This window comes from Halobacillus naozhouensis (genome assembly GCF_029714185.1).
Classification (GTDB): Bacteria; Bacillota; Bacilli; order Bacillales; family Halobacillaceae; genus Halobacillus_A; species Halobacillus_A naozhouensis.
In genome coordinates this window covers 3331833-3351598 of record NZ_CP121671.1, presented here as the reverse complement: position 1 = coordinate 3351598, position 19766 = coordinate 3331833, and the positions used below count along the sequence as shown (strand labels likewise).

The window sequence follows — 19766 nt, the reverse complement described above, 5'->3', positions numbered from 1 at the left end:
AGAAAAGATTCACATGATAAATAAAAGGGTTTAGGCCCTCATTGGAAGAACATTTTATAAGAACAATGTTGCTCAATAAACGTAAGTGGAGGCGATTTAGGCATGCTGAAATTATTTGAGTACAATTGGCAAGTTCGGGATGACTGGTTTACATGGTGTGAAACGGTTCCTGAAGAAGAATTATTGGTGAAAAGAATAGGGGGAGTCGGCAGTATTCTATATACCCTGTTTCACATCGTGGAAGTTGAGTACAGTTGGATTTGCGGACTGCAAGGCAAACCAGAGCCGACAGAACCACCGTTTGAATCCTATGCAAACTTATCCAAAGTCCGGGATCTTTCGCGCCGGTACCATGGGGAAGTAGAGTCATTCGTGACATCGTGGACGGACGAAATGGAAGACTGGAAACTTACAGAAACTGATTCCAATGGTGAAACGGTCAGTTTCAAATATGGAGAAATAATCCGTCATGTCATTGCCCACGAAATCCACCACATAGGTCAATTATCTGTATGGTCACGCGAAATGGGATGGAAGCCTGTTACGGCAAATCTAATTGACAGAGAATTATTTGAGTAAAGGAGATGACTATGGGCCAAATATCGACTCATTTTATCGAATAATAAAATTGAAGTGGCCTGCTGTGCTCACTGCGGGCTTCTTCGCCACCGCCAACTGGGTGACGAGGTAATTCAGGCTATTAGTCACGATTTTCTAAAACATACGACGATCAGTGCACCTTTAGCCTGGTATGTCATGGACACCTCGATTCATATAGAATGCTGTCAACCACAGGTTTTAGCATTCGAATGGCAGGAACATGCAGATAAATTTACTAAAGGGTTTGGAGGAAGTGTGTATTCATTTCGTGAAGCCACGGAGGTTGTTTTTCAAAAGATGAAAGGAAACGGACCAGGTTGCTGTAAACACCAATAAGCATCCTGATAAACCCAAGGGATGACAGTGGGAGAAAAGTGGCAACAGGGACCACCCTCCGGAGACTAACTATTTCTCCGAAGGGTGGTCTTTCTTATCAATATCCGCGTTTCCGGTCCACCAACCCGTGTAAAGGTTGTCCCTCTAGGAATCGCTTTACATTTTCTACAAAAAAATGACTTACTCCTTCTGTGGTGCTTGGTCCCGATAAATGAGGAGTGATATACACATTTGGCATGGAGTAGAAGGGATGGTCTTCTGGTAAAGGTTCTTTTTCAAATACATCAAGGACTGCAGCCTGAAGATGTCCTGAGCGCATCACCGCTTGCAAATCTTCTTCAGCGATCAATTCACCACGGCCGACGTTGACAAGGCTGGCATTTGACTTCATGGCTGAAAGAATGTCGCGGTTTACAATGTGGTGTGTTGCACGAGTAAGAGGAAGCGTTAAGACTAAATAGTCAAGCTCTTTTACAAAATCTTCCCACTCATCCGCTGTGAAATGGCGGTCCACTAGATGAGCTTGTTTGCCGCTAAAGCTTAATCCGTGCACATCCATATCAAAAGCCCGAGCTTTGCGGACAATTTCGGCTCCGATTGATCCGATCCCGGCTATCCCGATTGTTTTCCCTGTCAAAGATTCAGAGGTGAAAGGGTCCCAGCTGCGGTCAATTTGCGACTGTCTTATGCGGGGGACATCTTTTAACAGGTATAAGAGAAACGTAAATACATATTCAGAAATATACGTGCCAAACTGATTGACAATTCGGGTTATGGGCAAGTTCTCAGGTATCGATGGGTCGGCCATTAAATCATCAACTCCGGCTCCGATCGATTGAAACCAGCGGACAGATGAAGCAGCTGGTTTATGTAGTAGTTGGGTAGGAAAATTCCAGCCCAGAATAACTTCGGTGCCAGGTAATTGGTTTTCTGCCTCCTCCGGGGTGGAGGCGGTCTTTACTGAGGTAAATCCATAATCATGGATACAGGCGGCATATTCTTTTGACTGGTTGGGATGGAACACAAGGATCGTAGGCTGGGATGTATTCATTGAATCTCTCCTTTTTGTTTACGTTCTTAGTTCATTATAGAAGGTACAGGTTTTCTTTTAAATAGATTAACGTGTTCTTTGAATAGGTAGTAGGTTAAGTTAATCATTAAAGGGTGTTCTTGAGGAGAGAGGGAATAGGAAAACAGGACATTGATTCCACAATGCCCTGCTTCAAGTATGCTTTCGTACTCGTATAAAAAAGTGATAGATTTAGGCCTTTATAAAAGGGCGGTAAAGCTCTTGAGGGTCTTTATGTTGTGAGTGATAGAATGCCTCTACATTTCGAAGGGCTTGGACAAACTTTCCGTTTAAGAACCAATATTCTTCTTCAGGGACCAGGCTTTCTCGCTCTTCCTCACTCACATATAATCCGGTATCGGCCAATGTATAATCTACTGTCTTCATTTCATCCACATCTCCTTTGTGAATAGTGATTGATAGTTTCATGGTTTCCGAAATACGGATGAAATATACGATAGGTCAGTCTTTTGTAGATGAAATAAGGAAGCTGCTCAAGGAGACAGCTTCCTTTATTTTTATCCTAGATAAGTTCCTTTACGACCTGTTTTTGTTCCTGTTTAATAGTAGCTTGAGCCGCTGCAAGACGTGCCAGCGGGATTCGGTATGGGGAACAGCTTACGTAATCCAAGCCCGTTTCATGGCAGAATTGGATCGAATCCTTCTCTCCACCGTGTTCTCCGCAAATCCCTGTCTTTAATCCCGGCTTTGTGTCTCTCCCAAGTTTTACCCCTGTTTCGACCAGTTTGCCTACACCGTCCTGGTCGAGGGAGGCGAACGGGTTTTCTAAGAGCACTTTGTTTTCAATATACGTTTGCAGGAACTTACCTTCCGCATCATCACGACTGTATCCGAAGGTCGTTTGGGTTAAATCATTTGTGCCAAAGGAGAAAAAGTCCGCTTCTTGCGCAATTTGATCTGCGGTGAGGGCAGCTCGCGGAACTTCAATCATCGTACCCACGAGATAATCGTAGTGCTGCCCGGATTCATCTTGAATTTGCTCTCCCGTTTTAATCACCAGTTGACGCATTTCCTTCAACTCATTGACGTGTCCGACTAAAGGAATCATAATTTCCGGACTGACGTTTATTCCTTTTTCCATCACTTTGGAAATCGCATAAAAGATGGCCTTTGCCTGCATGACGTAAATTTCAGGATAAATCATTCCTAATCGGCAGCCGCGGTGTCCGAGCATCGGATTCGATTCGTCTAGCACACGCACTTTTCTTAACAGCTCTTCCTTATCCTTTAATTCCTTACAGTCTGGATCTGTGATTTGCAGCTTGGTTACGTCGACAAGCAGTTCTTCTTTATCAGGTAAAAACTCGTGAAGAGGGGGATCCAGTAAACGAATCGTGATGGGATGGCCTTGCATCGTTTCAAAGATTCCTTCAAAATCCTCCTGCTGCATCGGTAATAGCTTTGTAAGAGCTTCTTCTCGCTCTGGATAGGTTTCAGCCAGGATCATGTCCTGAACAATTGGAATCCGGCGGGCATCCATAAACATATGTTCAGTCCGGCACAATCCAATTCCACCTGCTCCGAATTCCAGCGCTTTTGCAGCGTCCTTAGGATTGTCTGCATTGGCCCTAACACCAAGCTTCCGCTCTTCATCTGCCCAGGTAAGCAGCTGTTGAAAGTCGGCGGAAAGCTGGGGCTCAATCATAGGAATCTCACCTAACATAATGTCACCTGTTGACCCATCAATGGTAATCTTATCCCCCTGGTTCACGATCGTATTTTCTACCTTAAACTGCTTACTTTTTAAATCAATGGTTAAGGTTTCACAGCCACATATGCAGGCCTTACCCATCCCTCTGGCTACAACGGCTGCATGGCTCGTCATTCCTCCCCGGCTCGTGACTGTTGCTTGCGAGGCAACAATCCCATGAATATCATCAGGCGTCGTTTCGGGACGAACTAGAATCACCTTTACGCCATCTTTCGCTAATTGTTCCGCTTCATCTGCATCGAACACAACTTGCCCTGTTGCGGCCCCGGGGGAGGCTGGCAGACCTTTGGCTAACTGTTTCCGTTCATAGGCATCGTCAATTCGGTGATGGAGCAGCTGACTAAGCTGATCAGGATCAACACGTAGAAGTGCTTCTGCCTTACTGATAATGTTTTCTTCTGCTAATTCAACAGCAATGGTAATGGCAGCCTGGGCGGTTCTTTTACCTGTTCTTGTTTGAAGAATAAACAGCTGGCCGCGTTCTACTGTAAACTCAATGTCCTGCATGTCTTGATAGTGTTCTTCGAGAAGATTACAAGTTTCTACAAACTGTTGATAAACTTCTGGCATTTCATCCTGAAGGGTTGCGATGGGCTGCGGTGTACGAATCCCGGCCACTACATCCTCACCTTGCGCATTGATCAAGTATTCTCCATAGAGCTTCGCTTCACCGGTTGATGGGTTTCGTGTAAAGGCCACTCCGGTCCCGGAATCGTTGCCCATATTACCAAACACCATGCTTTGAATGTTCACGGCTGTTCCAAGGTGACCAGGGATCTTTTGAAGACGGCGGTAAACAACAGCCCGCTGGTTATTCCAAGAATCAAAAACAGCCCGAATGGAAAGGAATAATTGTTCTTTTGGATCCTCTGGAAAATCCCTTTTCGTATGTTTTCGCACAATCGTTTTATATCCTTTGATCACTTCCTGCCAATCTGCAGCAGACATTTCAGGGTCGGAATCATAGCCATTTTCTTCTCTGTATTCTTCTAAAAATTGCTCAAAATAAAAGTTATCGACATCAAGGACAACATCACTAAACATTTGAATAAATCTTCGGTAAGAATCATAAGCAAAACGTGCATTTTCTGTAAGGTGTGCCACTCCTTTTACCGTGTCATCGTTCATTCCGAGGTTTAAAACGGTATCCATCATTCCCGGCATCGAATGGACGGCTCCGGAACGAACCGAAACGAGCAGGGGATTGGACGGGTCACCGAGTATTTTCCCTGTTTGCTGTTCAAGGATTTGAAGTGATTCTAATACTTGAAATTCAATCTCGGCAGGAATAGATTCCCCTGCATCGTAGTATGAATTGCAAGCCTCTGTTGAGATGGTAAACCCATAAGGAACGGGCAAACCAATTCGGGTCATTTCGGCTAAATTAGCGCCCTTCCCGCCCAAAAGCTCCTTTTTCTCGCTTCCTCCTTGATCGAACATATAGACAAGTTTATTCATGGTACATAACTCTCCTTTTTTTTAACATGGCTAATATCAAATCGGCTGTCTCTTCTACCGCTTTGTTGGAGACATTAATGATGGGACAGCCTATTCGTTTCATAATCTTCTCTGAATAATCCAGTTCCTCAAGGATCCGATCTAGTTTTGCATAGTTCGCCTGGGTGGTTAATCCTAAGTGTTTTAATCGTTCTTCACGAATTTCATTTAACTTATCTGGTGTGATCACTAAACCGATACAGTTGCTTTTTGGAATATCAAAAAGTTCATCAGGTGGAGGTATTTCTGGGACTAGCGGCACATTGGCCACCTTGAACTTTTTGTTGGCCAAATACATGGAGAGGGGAGTCTTTGATGTCCTGGAAACCCCAATTAATACAATGTCTGCCCGCTTAATTCCTCGGATGTCCTGCCCATCATCGTACTTTACCGCAAACTCAATGGCTTCAACTCTTCGAAAATAGTTATCATCCAACTTTCTCATTAACCCTGGCTGCCGTTCGGGCGCCGCATCAAATTTTTGCATAAATGCCTGCATAAGCGGATTCATTAAATCCACTGCAATTATTCCTTCCTCACGTGTTCTTTCGTCAAGATATTGCTTTAAAGAGGGAATGACGATCGTGTAGGCAATGATAGAATGAGTATATTTCGCGACAGCAATAACATTGTTAAGATCCTGAGTATCCTCCACATAGGAGATATGCTGGATCTCTACGTCGCTCTTATTAAATTGACTTGAAACGGCTTTTACCATCAGCTCGGCCGTTTCTCCGACGGAATCAGAAACTACATAGACAATTTCTTTATTTTTCACATCCGACCTTCCTATTCTGTTAGAGTTTAGTGTTCGCTCGATCACTTAGCCGTTCTTGGTTGCGTTGTGGTTTGCTAGTCTGCTAGATAGGCACCTTGTATGTACTCGCTAAAGTAGACAAAGGATTCTAAAACCATTAAGCAGTAATTTGCCTCGTTAAAGTATTGTGTCATACCAATATTCGAGATATCACTTAAATATGTCATACTGTTTAGTTGAATAGTATATTATCATTAAATTTGATTCGTTACAATCTTTTTTGCAGAACTATGATTCTATTCTTTTGGTTTTACCTACATATCCCTTTTGTCAGAGCAGTATGCCAAGAAAGAATTGATTAAATCGTTCATTATGATAGAATTAAGCCTAGCTCTTACTTGAATATTTTAAATTTTCTTATCAAGAGAGGTTGAGGGACTGACCCTATGAAGCCTCGGCAACCGGCAGATCCATCTACGGTGTACGGTGCCAATTTCAGAGGAAGGCGAAAGCTATTCCGAAGATGAGAATCGATTGGCAAACGGTAAAACGGTTGCATTCGACCCTTCTCTCTTCGTGAGTGAAGGGTTTTTTTATATTTAAAAGGAGGGCTGGTGAAAAGTTATTAATTGATGTTCGTATCTGAATAGGAGCGGGCAACATTCAGAGGGGAGGGATTTTCATATGGTAATAGCGATGATGACTTGGGTGGGGACGATGGTTTTTTCCTTTCTATTAGGTACATTCCTCTGTTACAAAGTCGAAAAATCAGGTGTTAAACGGTGGGGGGCCACTGGGCGATTATTCAAGTACAAATAAGGTTTTAGGAAGGAAGTTGGTTACACATGATATGGTATTTGGTTGTATTCAGTTTTTATATAATCTTTCTAATATGGGCAAATGTAAAAAGCTTGAAAACTGCAGAATCAGTCGATGATTATACGACTGGTGGACATAGAATGGGATTAATCATGGGGATTGGCACGACGGCAGCAACATGGGTCAGTGTGGCTTCGGTCGTGGGGGTCCCTGGCTATTTGTACAGTTCAGGTGTGGCAGCTGTCATAGGCTGGGTAGCGGGCTGGTGCTTTGGAGGAGCGTTAATCCCCATTGTGGCCTACAAAATAAGGCGGCCAGAAAAACCAGCCAGGACTTTTCCGGAATTTATTCGTCTTAGGTTTGAACCCTTCCAGAAAAAAAGCACGCTGCAAGCGATTGTCGGCATCTTAATGTTTATTGGTTATTTGTTGTTAGTTAATATCCAGGTGACTGGCTTTGGAATTGTGTTTTCCAGCATAACAGGCATTGATTATAAACTAGCAATCTTTGGCTTCTTAATATTTATCTTAATCACAAGTGTTGGAGGATTTTGGTCTGTTGCTGCGACAGATACTTTAAACACCGTTTTGATTGCCATCGGAGTATTACTGGCGAGCGGCGTAGTATGGTCGCTAACAGGTGGACTCGGAAATATAGTAGAAACGCTTGCGACGACTACAGCGCCTACAAATGTAGGTGGGCCGCCCCTTGATGAGGGCATTTTGCTGTCTCCTTTAGGGACATTTGGCTTTGGTACATTGTTTTCCATTTTTATCTCCAATTCATTAGGAACTCCTTCTTCACCGCACTGGGTAACACGGATGCTGGCTCCTAAAAATGTCAAAGTTGCGATATTGCAGGTCATGGGAACCATTCTAGTTCTAATTTTTATCATGGGTCCATTAATCGTCATTGGATTAGGGGCGAAAGTTCTGTTACCTAGCATACCTGCAGGGAAAACGACAGACTACATTATTCCATTAGTTATCCAGGAGTACACACCACCTATTGTCGGGGGCATTACACTGGTTGCTATTTGTGCGGCTGCCATATCTACTGCGAATTCAATGCTGCTGCACTGTGCCACTTCTCTCTATTATGATGTGTATTTGAATATATCTCCAAAAAGGATCAGTGACCGAAAATTTAAGAACTGGCTGCGAATCAGTATATTTGCTATTGCAACCGCAGCGGTAATTCTGGCTATTAATCCACCTTGGTTCTTAGCCATGGGCTTTGTCTATGTTTATGGAGGATTTGGTGCGGCGTTTTTCCTGGTTGTCTTCCTGGGACTTTACTGGAAGAGAATGAATAGGGCAGGAGCCTATGCTGGGATCATCATTGGCTCAGTTGTTTATATTGTGGCGAAGGCTATGGGTAATACGACGCCATTCGTAATAGCGGTTTCAGCATCATTAATAGGGGTGTTACTCGCCGTATATTTCACTAAAAAGGCCCCGCTTGAAGCCTATGAGCCATATTTTAAGGCAGAAGTCAGCGATTCTACTAATCAGGTGATGAAAACGATTAGAGACAATTCCCATGAAGAATCTCAAGATAAAGCTGATCATTCTGAACTAGGATAGGCATTGAAATTATAGGGTGGATATTCACTTATTGCATGCACCATAACTTCGGCTGATTCATATTGGGAAATCTAATGTCTTTAAGTTGTCACGTGAAATGGTTGATAGTATTCTTTTAATAGATTTAAATTTTTCAGAAAATTACTGGAGGGGAAATCATGACTCAAGACGTCTTGTATCAACAATCTAACTTCAATCGACTTGGAGAGTTCGAACAACTTGCCCCTGATGCTTTTCGCGCCTTTGGCAATTTTGACCAAAAGGCTTTAGCTGCTGGAAAGCTCTCGGCGAAAGTAAAGGAGTTAATAGCCGTTGCTGTTGCCCATACGACGGGGTGCCCGTACTGTATTGACCTTCATGTGAAAAATGTTAAAAAACAAGAGGCGTCAAAGGAGGAAATGGGTGAGGCCATTATGGTCGCTACCACGTTGAAGGCTGGGTCTGCGATTGCCCATGGTGTAAACGCGTTAAATGCCTATGACGAAAACGGACAAGAGGAACTTTATCGTAAAGAATACTTTAAAAGGTTGAAAGAATTCTCTGAGTTGAACGGTGATGCATTTAAGGCGTTTGTTGATTTCGACAAACAGGCGATGAAGCCGGGCTTAATTGGAGCAATGGAGAAGGAATTGATCGCACTTGCCGTTGCTCATACGACAGGCTGCCCCTATTGCATAGACATCCATACAAGGGGTTCGAAAAAACAAGGGGCTGGTAAGGAAGAAATAGCTGAAGCTATTATGGTTGCCACTGCACTTAAAGCTGGCTCTGCTCTTGCTCACGGCGTGAACGCATTAAATGCTTATGATGATGAATAGTTCTTAACAAAACTTATCCCGCTTGGTGTTCACCAGGTGGGATAGATATGTAAAAATAGTTCAAAAATCGGCGCGCTTCTTTTGTATGAGAGGGCGTCTTTTGCATGGGTTCAATTACCATTATGTGTTAAACTATATGCTGCCCATGATACATGGGGATAGGTTGAGCAATCGATTAACTCGATGCAATAACAGAAGGTTAGGAAGATGCGGTTTTGCAGGGTTCAGTAAGACAAACGATATATTACCTTTATACAAAATTAATAGGAGCTGGCTTTTCATTATCGATATTTGCTCTTTATGCATTAATGCTTGCCTCATTTGACATGTATGATTTCGTTGAAACAGCTTCCAACCCGATATTTTGGTTATTCTTTTATGGGTATGGAATTAGTTGTTCAATTCTAATTGATGGTCTGTTAAGGGTCGTCCCATCGGTAAAACGTTATAGACTCCTTCTTTATATCACAGCAGGATGTGCGATATTCTTTGTGTTATATAAGGGTTCATTGGAATACGTATTGATAGCTGGTCCGCTTGGATCGCTTGCAGCCGTATTATTTTATGTTGGTGTAAAACTTTTTGCCAAAAGACTGAAATGGGCGTGGTTATTTGCTCTTGTCATTCCAACCTGTGTGGCCATTTCATTGACCATCGATTTTACTGAAAAACAGCACTGGACAGCAGACCGAACAAAAACTAGTTTTCAAGCGTCCTTCTCCTATTTTGATGGCATGCATGAGATTCCTATTCATCTCGAAAAAGGTGAAAAGCTCTTATTCAATATTGAATCCGAAAGGGGAAGAATCGGGCACTCTGTAGAAAACGAAAGTGGTAAGAAAGTGCCCATGAAACCACGCGGAGAAAGAATGATGGTGGCAGCGGAAACTAAAGGAACCTATTATATTGTAGTGACTGGAAATGGTGTATCCTTAGGAAGATTTAAGGTGGAATGGGAGATTAACGTTTAACTTACGGGTGGTGATGGTATCAACCCCTTCTTATTACTAGTTCCGATTACGATGATCGCATATTTATGTATAAAGGAATTTTACTTGAAGAGACGATTCAAAATTAAGCATAAGGGATTATTAGATGAGGATAGGAAAAGAATATACATAGTGATTGAATCTATCATCTACATACTTATTATTTTGTGTATTTTCTCTATGGCCAATTCCGAGAGTGTAACGCCAGCCCTCATGTTCTTATTATTTTGCGCCATATTTATAGCAAGAGGTTTTGAAGAATGGAAGGAAGACAGGCAGTCCAAAGCTTATTATCACGAATGGTTATTGGCTGCAACCATTGCTATTCTGTATATCACCAGTCTCATAATGAATTAAGATTATAGATTTAGAAGCTTTTAGGTGAACAAAAATTTACATTTTATGGTAAATAAATAGAAGGTCACACACGTTAGTCCTAACTAACATGTGTGACCCTTTTTCTTTTCCTAACGCAAAATAAGACTTAAACCTTTGCAATTTAACTAATAAATTGATACTAAATGGTGGTGTGGTTTGATGAATTTTCTCACCCATAGGGATTTCGATTGATCCAAAATCATTTATATCCAAGAACACCCACTATATCGAAGTTATTCAATTCACTTTAGGGCGTTAAGTGCGACCTTGGCAGCACGCGCAATCAGCGCATCATTATATTGAGCATCTTTCGTATCATGGCGGGACATAACCGCAATGGCGATTGGTTCTCTGTTTGGGGGCCAAACAATTGCAATGTCATTCCTCGTTCCGTAACTTCCGGCCCCACTCTTATCACCGACCACCCATCCTTCAGGTGCGCCCGCGCGAATCAGGGCATCTCCTGTAGCATTGCCCCGCAACCAATCCGTGAACATTTCACGTTTATCACCAGAAAGCAAATCGCCGACTGCGAATGCCTGTAGACTGGTAGCAAGGGCTCGCGGTGTGCTGGTATCACGACTATCTTCAGGAGTGAATTCATTCAAGTGTGGTTCGTATCGATCAGATTGGGTCACGTTATCGCCGATTTGCCTTAAGGCATCTTCAAATCCATCGGGGCCTCCCAGCGCCTTAAGTAAGAGGTTCCCCGCGGTGTTGTCGCTGGTCCGGACCGCTGCTTCACTTAGTTCCAAAATTGTCATGCCGGTATCCACGTGTTTCTTGGTAACTGGAGAATAGGTAACTAAATCCTCCTCGGTGTAAGTAATGACTTTCTTAAGATCTTCTATAGAGTTCTGCTGAAGCATGATGGCTGCTGCCAAAGCTTTGTAGGTGGATGCAAAGGCGAATCGCTCATCTGCTCGATATTCGATGGTCTGATTCGTTCCCGTATCGATCGCATAGACACCGATTTGAGCGTCAAACTTATTCTCGAGTTCGGCAAACTTCTCATCTCTATTTACTGTTTGCCCCTCTTCGTTCTCCTCTTTAGATGGGGAAGCGGTTGAACTGTTTTCATTCACGCAAGCGGTGAGTGTAATTAATGCGAGTACCGACATAAACAGTGTAAATTTATGCATAATGGATTTGTATTGAGATGTTTTTTTCAAATTGATAACCTCTTTCTTCTTTTTATCTTTTAAAAAGTTAACTGAATGATTTGACCTGAAATGACTAACTTGTACCGTATTCATCTATGACTGTACATAAATCTCAATGGTTTCCGAAGAACAAATTAAAATTAATACCCCCCTTTTCAAATTCATTGACTACAACTGTAATACAATATTACAATTGTAGTCAATGAAATGTCAATCCCATTAAATCCAAATATAGGAATATATAACTTTCTTTTAAAAAGCCACTGAGCTCGGAGTATGATAGATCCCAACAATTTTAACTGAAAACTGATAAACTAATAATGGATTATTAGACTTCAAATGCCCACAGAGAAATTATTCAACAACAATTGGGGATGAGGTTGTTAACCCTTCCTGGAAGAAATCAGCGGCAGTCATAGTTTCGGAAAATGGAGGTAAGAAAAATGTTTTTCACTCATTTAGTAACTAGTTTTATAGTGTCCTCTATTACTATAGTGATGATTATGCTGATTAAGAAATTATTTTCGAAACACCTTTCAGCGAAATGGCAATACAATATATGGTTTTTATTGTTAATCGCGTTGACACTTCCATTTATACCGAAGCAGTTGATTCATTTTGAAAATCATTTCTTTTCATTCGATATGAATCAAAGCAATAGAATGAGCACTCCTTTTATCAACAACACAGATGGTGCAGGGCTTAGTAACGAAAACTGGATGAAAGACTTTACGGTATCTGTCAATCGTCTCAATCTGGATTTTTTGAATATTGCATTAGCCAGCATTTGGGTTGCAGGCATGTTGGTTATGGCTGGTCTGGCCCTGCATGCTTGGTTCAAATTAAAGAAAATTAAAGATACAGCAACTGTCCTGCACAATGAAGACGTTTTACAGCTATTTGAAGAGTGCAAGCATCGTTTAAAGATATCTAAACCTTTATTCGTAGGAGAATCATCGCTAGTCAAATCTCCAATGACGTTCGGGCTGTTTAAGACTTGCATTTTACTGCCGAGGCATCTCGATGAAAAGATGTCTACAGAAAATATTAAATACATTTTTATGCATGAACTGTATCACTATAAAACCAGAGATATCGCAACGAATTACCTCACCATCCTTTATCAAATTTTTTACTGGTTTAATCCACTTGTGTGGATGGCTTTTAAAGAAATGAGGTTAGACCGTGAGATTGCTTGTGATACGGCTGTTTTAAAATCTTTGGATGAGCATTGTTATCTAGACTATGGGAATACGATTATTCATTTCGTGGATCCAGCATCGCACTCGAAGAATTATACTTGGACTAATCAGTTTAATGGCCCCAAGAATCAAATTAAAAAACGAATTGAAAAAATTGCAGCGTTTACGACTGAATCGAAGTGGTTGAAGCTGAAGAGTATTTCAATTTTTACTCTTGCGGGTGTCATTATAGCAAGTCAGCTACCATTTATTTCTGCCATGGCGGCGAATAATAGCCGTTATGATTTTAATAATGAAGGCACGCATTATGAGGATTTAAGCGAATATTTTGATGGGTATAATGGAAGTTTTGTTTTGTATGATATGAAATCTGACCAATATACCATCTATGATAAAGGTAAAAGTACGCTGAGAGTTTCCCCGAATTCTACTTACAAAATTTATATCGCATTAATTGGATTAGAGTTAGGGGTAATAACACGTGACCACTCCACAATGAAATGGAATGGCACGAAATATCCTTATGAATCTTGGAATAAGGACCATAACTTATCGACAGCTATGAAAAACTCAGTAACCTGGTATTTTAGGGAATTAGACCAAAAAGTCCCGCGAGATACCACCCAAGCTTATTTGAAACAGATAGGTTATGGGAATTATAATATTTCTGGTGGAACAGACTATTGGCTGGAATCTTCATTAAAAATTTCTCCAGTCGAACAAGTACAATTATTGATGGCGTTTTATACAAATCAGTTTGGATTCGAAAGTAAGAATATCCAAAAAGTTAAAGATTCTCTTTTATTAGAAATATACGATGAGGCAAGGCTCTCCGGGAAAACTGGTACCGGCAATGTTAATGGAAAGAATATAAACGGTTGGTTTATTGGATATGTAGAGACCAAGGACAATACTTATTTCTTTGCAACTAATATACAAAATCAAGATAATAGTTATGGAAGCAAGGCGGCAAAAATCACGTTAGCTATTTTGAGAGATAAAGGAATCATTAAGGAATAAGAGAAGAATCATTAGATATAACCATGTGTCCAAAAGAGGAGGGAGGATAAGGATGACGAAGAAAATCCCTAAAATTTCAGAATCGGAATGGGAAGTTATGCATGTACTTTGGAAAAAGACTCCACAAACGGCCAATGAAGTTATATCCTCTATACAGGAGCAAACGGATTGGAAGGCAAAAACTGTACGGACTCTTTTGGATCGTCTTGTTCACAAAGAAGTGGTTGGGGTTAATAAAGATCAGAGGATCTATACGTTTGTCCCGCTTTATTCGCAAGAAGAGTGTCAGCGCGCCGAGGCACAGTCCTTTCTTAAACGAATTTATGGCGGAACGTTAAAGTCAATGCTGGTTCAGTTTATCAAGGAGGATTCTTTATCAGAAGACGATATTAAAGAATTACGTTCCATTTTGGACGAAAAGCCTAAAAAAAAATAAACTGAACTCGAATTTGCTGCTAGGTAACTCTGTGTTTAGAGTGCTTGTTAAAGTTTACACACTTACTTGCTGCAACCAAGGTATGAGCGCTCCAATATATAAGTATTTTTAGTGAACAGGATAGGTGAAAGAACTTATGGATATTCGACACCTGAAGTATTTTATAGAAGTTTCACGATTTAGCAGTTTTACCCGAGCTGCAGATCATCTGTTTTTAACACAGCCGACGATCAGTAAAATGATTAAAAACTTAGAGGAAGAGCTTGGGGTTGAGCTGTTTGATCGGTCCAGAAAGAAACTTGTCCTAACCGATGCCGGCCGCGTGATTCTCGATCAAGCTCAAACGATTGATCGAGCTTTTGATAATCTGAAGACTGAATTGGATGATTTATTAGGTTTGCAAAAGGGTCATATTCGAATTGGTCTGCCTCCGATTATGGATGCCGATCATTTTATCCGTATTCTAGGAGAGTTTCATCAGCTTTACCCGAACATTACCTTTCAGCTATTGGAAAATGGAACGAAGAAAATTGAAGAGGATATATTCAATGATCAGTTAGATGTTGGGATCACGGTGCTGCCAACAGAGGAGGAGAACTTCCGTTATTTTTCTTTTATGAAAGAGGGCTTGAAAGTAATAGTCCCTCCGTCTCATCGCCTTGCGTCAAGGAAACAAGTGAAGCTTGAAGAATTGAAAGATGAACCATTGATTCTGTTCAACAAAGATTTCGCTTTAAATGACCGAATTAAAGAGGCGTGTAAGGAAGCGGGGTTTTTGCCGCATGTCGTTTCCGAGAGTACCCAGTGGGACTTTATTGGAAAAATGATTGCGGCCGATTTAGGGATATCAATCTTGCCGCACAGTGTATCGATGCTTCTTAAGGAAGATGTCCACAGAATTAAAGTAGTGAAGCCGATGATAGAATGGGATCTTGCTTTGATTTGGAAGAAAGATCATTATCAATCTTATGCCACGAAAGAGTGGCTGAAGTTTACCCAGGAGCGTTTAACATTGGGGAGTTTTTCTAATTAGTTTGTGTGCTAGAAGATGAGTCTGGAGTTTTCCAGACTCATTTTTTTATAAAAATTTTCTACATTATTATGCCAATTGTATTCCTATATGGTATGGGTGGATGCGTTTCCATAGATAAGATCTATTGTTTAGATGAGGAATAACCATTTCACTTATCTTTCACACCGTTCTACACTGGGTAATGTCAATGCATTGAACACCATAAAAGGCAAGGAAGGGAATACAATGACGATCAAAACGAGAAACCCGAAAGAAAGTCTAATTGTGAATACTGATCAAGTGATGATCAATGACCTGAATAATTACAATACACTATTTGGCGGCGTATTGATGAAGAAACTCGATAACAACGCCACCCTGTCCGCCCGCCGTCATGCCAGGGTCAAGGAATGTGTAACGGCTTCTACTGATTCCATTGACTTCCTGCATCCTATCCATCAAACTGATTCGGTTTGTGTAGAATCATTCGTCTCCTACACAGGCAGCAAATCGATGGAAATTTTCTGCAAAGTAATTGCTGAAGACATGATCTCAGGGGAACGTCGCATGGCAGCAACCGCATTTCTTACGTTCGTAGCCCTGGATGAGAATAAACATCCGATTAAAGTTCCGGATCTTGTGCCTGAAACAGAAGAGGAGAGATTCCTTTACGAATCTGGAAAAGAACGTGCAGAAACACGGAGGATCCGTAGAAAACACAGTCAGGAATTAACCGAAATCATTGGTCTAGAGAAACCATGGGAAAAAGGAGTTGAAGCATAATGGCACTAGCGGTAGCCGGTCTAAATGACATTTGTAAGGCAAGGAATGACTTAGAGGAAATAAAGCGGCAGCATTCCGAGCTCTATGAACAATTGCTTCATGTGGTCAGTTTAACTAGACAATTACAACTAAAATATGGATATATGGGTTCCTTATTAATGGATGAGGAACTTCCGGAATATAAGCCAAAGTTTGTTAGGGAATCGGTTCTTCGACTTTACCATTGTGAAGTACAGACCCTGAAGGAATGTTCGGACATTCATGTTGTCAAAGCCTTCATGACAAAGCATCGGAAAATAGGGGACTCCAGAATATTTCTGTTGATTCTTGGGGCGAAACCGGAACGGCTTCATGGCTCCACGATAATGAAATAGACGGAAGGGTGCACTTCCAGGAAAAAGGACCTGTGCAAGCATTTAACCGGTAAGAAAGAACACAAAGGAAGAATGTTCACGTTTGCACCAATATCGGTTGTGGTTTAAAACCAAATGTGTTTATTTATAGGAAGCAAAGCCTAGGCAGAAGACTAGTTCTGCCTAGGCTTTGCTTTTTTAGTGTATGATTGTTCAATTTCTGTGTTTCTCGATGTAAATCACGATATTGTACATTAAATGTACGCTTACTTGAGATGAAAGCGTATACATTACGAGTTTTCTGAATGCTACAATAAATTTGAAAAGGGGGGCTAAGGTTGTCACTTGATGAGAGAAGTAAGCGGATTTTGGATGAATTGGTCAGCAATCCAAGCATCACAAGCCTGGCCATAGAGAAGAAATATAACTTAACTCGTCGCCAGCTTGGATACAGCTTTAACAAAATCAATGAGTGGCTTATGGTCGAGAACCTTCCAGTAATAGAAAGAACGAGGAAAGGTCATTTTATCATCGACCAATCCGTTTTTACGAAACTCTGCTGTGAAGAAGAAAGTACTCCTTTAAAGCTAACTGCTCTCACGGAAAGCCAACGTGTTGATCTTATCATCATGATGCTCTTGAGCAGTAAAGAAGAACTGTCACTTAACCATTTTACGAGTGAACTTGACGTTAGCAAAAATACGGTTCTTAGTGATTTAAAGCAAGTACAGAAACAGTTAGACGAATATAGATTGCTGATTCGCTATTCAAGGGCATCGGGTTATTTGATCGAAGGAAAAGAGTTTCAAATTCGAAAATTACTTATTACGATCACCTATCAACTCCTGCAGGTCCATGGTGGACAGAAGAGGATAAGACAATTAGCGAATATTGATACGGAAGAAATCAATGAGTTTAATCAGCGAATTGAGAACGTCGAGAGCAAGCTGAATTTGAAATTCACCGATGAAAAATTAGACACGATGCCTTATATTCTTATCTTAATTCTAAGAAGGATCCAGCAAGGTAATGAGGTCGATTCATTTTCTATCGAGTATGAGGAATTATCTGATACGAAGGAATATTTGGCGACCGAGGAGATTTTCCATGATGCCAGGCAAATTCCAGTCGTAGAACGTTTATTCATTACCCTCCATCTGTTAACGACCAATGTTTATTGGTCGGAGTATTTAACGAATGATGATGCTATTCCAGAATTAATTCCTGCCATTGATGACATGCTGCGCTTATTTGAGAAGAGTGCTTGTATCTATTTGCAGGATCGACAGCAGCTGATGAATAAGCTGTTCCAGCATATTAAGCCTGCTTATTATCGAATTAAGTACCAGCTAACTGAAACCATGGATGTTCAGGACTCTTTAAATAAGGAGTTCAAGGAATTGCACCATCTGGTCAAACGGTCAACAGGGCCGCTTCAAGATTTAATCGGCATGGCTATTCCCGAAAGCGAAACGATTTATATCACGATGCTTATTGGCGGGTGGATGACCAGGCAGGGAGATAGTATTGAGGAAAAAATAAAGGCAGTGGTTGTCTGCCCTCAAGGTGTTTCGGTATCAAGACTGATGTTCAACGAATTAAGGGAGTTATTTCCGGGATTTATCTTTCTTGATTCCTTATCTGTACGTGAATTTCTCAATTACAACTTAGATTACGATATTGTCTTCTCTCCAACATCACTAGAGACAGATAAAAAAATGTTCATTTCCAGTGCGTTTTTGGCAGAAGATGAAAAATACCGTCTTCGAAAACAGGTCATGCTGGAATTGCACGGCTATATTCCAAAAGACATGAATGTGAATCACTTAATCGATATTATCAGAAATCATGCCGTGATTGAAAATGAGAAGTCACTCGCTGAGGATTTGCAAACGTACATTGATCGCGATGAGGAATCCTCGGTTAAACAGTCTGTCAAAAAAAGAGATATGAATATTAATGACTTAATTCCTCAACGTCATATTACAGTAAGGAATTCTGTTGCTTCCTGGGAGGAGGCACTTCGAGTAAGTGCCCAGCCATTAATAGATAAAGGTAAGATCGAAGCGGAATATGTGGAAGCGATGATTCATCGTACAGTAGAGGATCCCTATATTGTGATCGGGCCAAATATCGCTATTCCACACGCAGCTCCAGAGGAGGGCGTAAATGAAGTGGGAATGAGTCTTCTCAGGCTCAAGGAGGGGGTTGATTTTACAGGGGACTATCAGATAAACCTCATCATTGTTATTGCTGCAGTTGATAAACAGCAGCATATCCATGCTCTAATGCAGCTGATGAAGCTCGCCGGCTCGGAAGAAGATCGAAATCGCATCATAAGCTCTAACTCAGTCAAAGAGATTTATAAAATAATTAAATCCTATTCTATGGATTGAACCAGCAGTCATTACAAAAGAAGATCGTGGGGGTAGAAAATGAGTGAAATCTTTTTTAATGAATCCGTCATCCTGCTAGATTTAGAAGGCACACTGAAAGAAGATGTTTTAACTACAATGGCCCGTAATTTAGTAGACAGAAATCTAGTAAAAGAAAGCTTTATCCAAGCTGTGATCGAAAGAGAAGGTGAATTTCCGACAGGTTTACCCACAGCAGGGGTATCTGTTGCGATTCCACACACTGACGTGGAGCATGTGAATAAAAAAACAATTAGTATAGGCGTTTTAAAACAGGCTGTTGATTTCGGCGTTATGGGGGATGATAGCGAAACTACACCCGTGAAACTAGTGTTTATGCTGGCCATGGATGAGGCCCATTCACAGTTATCCCTTCTGCAAACACTGATGCAAATCTTTCAGAATGAAGACACCTTGAAATATTTAATAAGTGAACGAGATAAAACAAAGATTAAATGTTTATTAGAAGAAAAATTAGACTTTATTGCACTTAAAGGAGATGAGTAAACATGGAAAAGAAACAAGTATTGGTAGCATGCGGAGCAGGTATCGCAACATCAACGGTGGTGAATGGGGCAATTGAAGAAATGGTTAAAGATAATAACCTGAAAGTTGATTTAGTTCAAATTAAGATTGCAGAGATAGGCGGCTACGTAGACACAGCTGATTTACTAGTCACGACGGCGATGACGAAAAAAGATTATCCATTCCCGGTGATTAACGCCCAATCTTTCCTGACAGGAATTGGAACGGAAAATACAAAACAGCAGATCTTAGAAGAACTGAAAAAATAGGCGGCTGC

General features: G+C 41.1%; 18 protein-coding genes and 1 riboswitch. Of the genes, 13 read left to right on the top strand and 5 right to left on the bottom strand.

Annotated elements, in window-relative coordinates; all coding sequences use genetic code 11:
- The first annotated feature begins 102 nt into the window (after positions 1-102).
- Positions 103-579 (top strand): DinB family protein, encoded by a 477-nt coding sequence (locus tag P9989_RS17265; RefSeq protein ID WP_283076103.1) that lies wholly within the window; start codon positions 103-105, stop codon positions 577-579.
- 454 nt (positions 580-1033) lie between these two features.
- On the opposite strand, the gene P9989_RS17260 is transcribed toward P9989_RS17265, so the two are convergent.
- The 4 genes from P9989_RS17260 to P9989_RS17245 form a co-directional block, all read right to left on the bottom strand.
- Positions 1034-1987, bottom strand: a complete 954-nt coding sequence (locus P9989_RS17260; RefSeq protein ID WP_283076102.1) for a D-2-hydroxyacid dehydrogenase — start codon at positions 1985-1987, stop codon at positions 1034-1036.
- 210 nt (positions 1988-2197) lie between these two features.
- Positions 2198-2434 carry a hypothetical protein gene (locus P9989_RS17255; protein WP_283076101.1) on the bottom strand — a complete coding sequence of 79 codons (237 nt, stop codon included), beginning with the start codon at positions 2432-2434 and terminating at the stop codon, positions 2198-2200.
- Positions 2435-2528: 94 nt separating this feature from the next.
- The gene (gene ppdK, locus P9989_RS17250) at positions 2529-5195 is read right to left on the bottom strand and encodes a pyruvate, phosphate dikinase (protein ID WP_283076100.1); all 2667 of its coding nucleotides are present in this window, start codon (positions 5193-5195) and stop codon (positions 2529-2531) included.
- Positions 5188-6012, bottom strand: a complete 825-nt coding sequence (locus tag P9989_RS17245) for a pyruvate, water dikinase regulatory protein (RefSeq protein ID WP_283076099.1) — start codon at positions 6010-6012, stop codon at positions 5188-5190. Before P9989_RS17245 ends, ppdK begins: the two co-directional genes overlap by 8 nt.
- 393 nt (positions 6013-6405) lie before the next feature.
- Positions 6406-6521, top strand: a riboswitch (SAM riboswitch).
- A gap of 315 nt (positions 6522-6836) precedes the next feature.
- On the opposite strand from P9989_RS17245, the gene P9989_RS17240 reads away from it, so the two are divergent.
- The 4 genes from P9989_RS17240 (at position 6837) to P9989_RS21720 (ending at position 10560) form a co-directional block, all read left to right on the top strand.
- Positions 6837-8396 carry a sodium:solute symporter family protein gene (locus P9989_RS17240; RefSeq protein WP_283076098.1) on the top strand — a complete coding sequence of 520 codons (1560 nt, stop codon included), beginning with the start codon at positions 6837-6839 and terminating at the stop codon, positions 8394-8396.
- Positions 8397-8554: 158 nt separating this feature from the next.
- A complete protein-coding gene (locus P9989_RS17235) occupies positions 8555-9214 on the top strand; it encodes a carboxymuconolactone decarboxylase family protein (RefSeq protein WP_283076097.1) in 660 nt (219 codons plus the stop codon).
- Positions 9215-9429: 215 nt separating this feature from the next.
- Positions 9430-10185, top strand: a complete 756-nt coding sequence (locus P9989_RS17230) for a hypothetical protein (RefSeq protein WP_283076096.1) — start codon at positions 9430-9432, stop codon at positions 10183-10185.
- A 51-nt stretch (positions 10186-10236) separates the two neighbouring features.
- Positions 10237-10560, top strand: a complete 324-nt coding sequence (locus P9989_RS21720) for a DUF4181 domain-containing protein (RefSeq protein ID WP_390304715.1) — start codon at positions 10237-10239, stop codon at positions 10558-10560.
- Positions 10561-10823: 263 nt separating this feature from the next.
- On the opposite strand, the gene bla is transcribed toward P9989_RS21720, so the two are convergent.
- Positions 10824-11723 carry a class A beta-lactamase gene (gene bla / locus P9989_RS17225; RefSeq protein ID WP_283076095.1) on the bottom strand — a complete coding sequence of 300 codons (900 nt, stop codon included), beginning with the start codon at positions 11721-11723 and terminating at the stop codon, positions 10824-10826.
- A 449-nt stretch (positions 11724-12172) separates the two neighbouring features.
- Here bla and P9989_RS17220 point away from each other — a divergent pair, with 449 nt between their 5' ends.
- From P9989_RS17220 to P9989_RS17185, 8 genes are all read left to right on the top strand, one after another.
- Positions 12173-13966 (top strand): BlaR1 family beta-lactam sensor/signal transducer, encoded by a 1794-nt coding sequence (locus P9989_RS17220; RefSeq protein ID WP_428841942.1) that lies wholly within the window; start codon positions 12173-12175, stop codon positions 13964-13966.
- Positions 13967-14018: 52 nt separating this feature from the next.
- Positions 14019-14402, top strand: coding sequence for a penicillinase repressor BlaI (blaI, locus tag P9989_RS17215; protein ID WP_283076094.1), 384 nt, complete (start codon positions 14019-14021; stop codon positions 14400-14402).
- 136 nt (positions 14403-14538) lie between these two features.
- Positions 14539-15435 carry a cidABC operon transcriptional activator CidR gene (cidR, locus tag P9989_RS17210; protein WP_283076093.1) on the top strand — a complete coding sequence of 299 codons (897 nt, stop codon included), beginning with the start codon at positions 14539-14541 and terminating at the stop codon, positions 15433-15435.
- Positions 15436-15660: 225 nt separating this feature from the next.
- A complete protein-coding gene (locus tag P9989_RS17205) occupies positions 15661-16197 on the top strand; it encodes an acyl-CoA thioesterase (RefSeq protein ID WP_283078960.1) in 537 nt (178 codons plus the stop codon).
- Positions 16197-16571 (top strand): hypothetical protein, encoded by a 375-nt coding sequence (locus P9989_RS17200; protein ID WP_283076092.1) that lies wholly within the window; start codon positions 16197-16199, stop codon positions 16569-16571. Before P9989_RS17205 ends, P9989_RS17200 begins: the two co-directional genes overlap by 1 nt.
- 317 nt (positions 16572-16888) lie before the next feature.
- Entirely contained in the window at positions 16889-18946 is a 2058-nt protein-coding gene (locus P9989_RS17195; protein ID WP_283076091.1) for a BglG family transcription antiterminator, read from the top strand.
- A gap of 39 nt (positions 18947-18985) precedes the next feature.
- Positions 18986-19471, top strand: coding sequence for a PTS sugar transporter subunit IIA (locus tag P9989_RS17190; RefSeq protein ID WP_283076090.1), 486 nt, complete (start codon positions 18986-18988; stop codon positions 19469-19471).
- Positions 19472-19473: 2 nt separating this feature from the next.
- Positions 19474-19758 (top strand): PTS sugar transporter subunit IIB, encoded by a 285-nt coding sequence (locus P9989_RS17185; protein ID WP_283076089.1) that lies wholly within the window; start codon positions 19474-19476, stop codon positions 19756-19758.
- Positions 19759-19766: the final 8 nt, after the last annotated feature.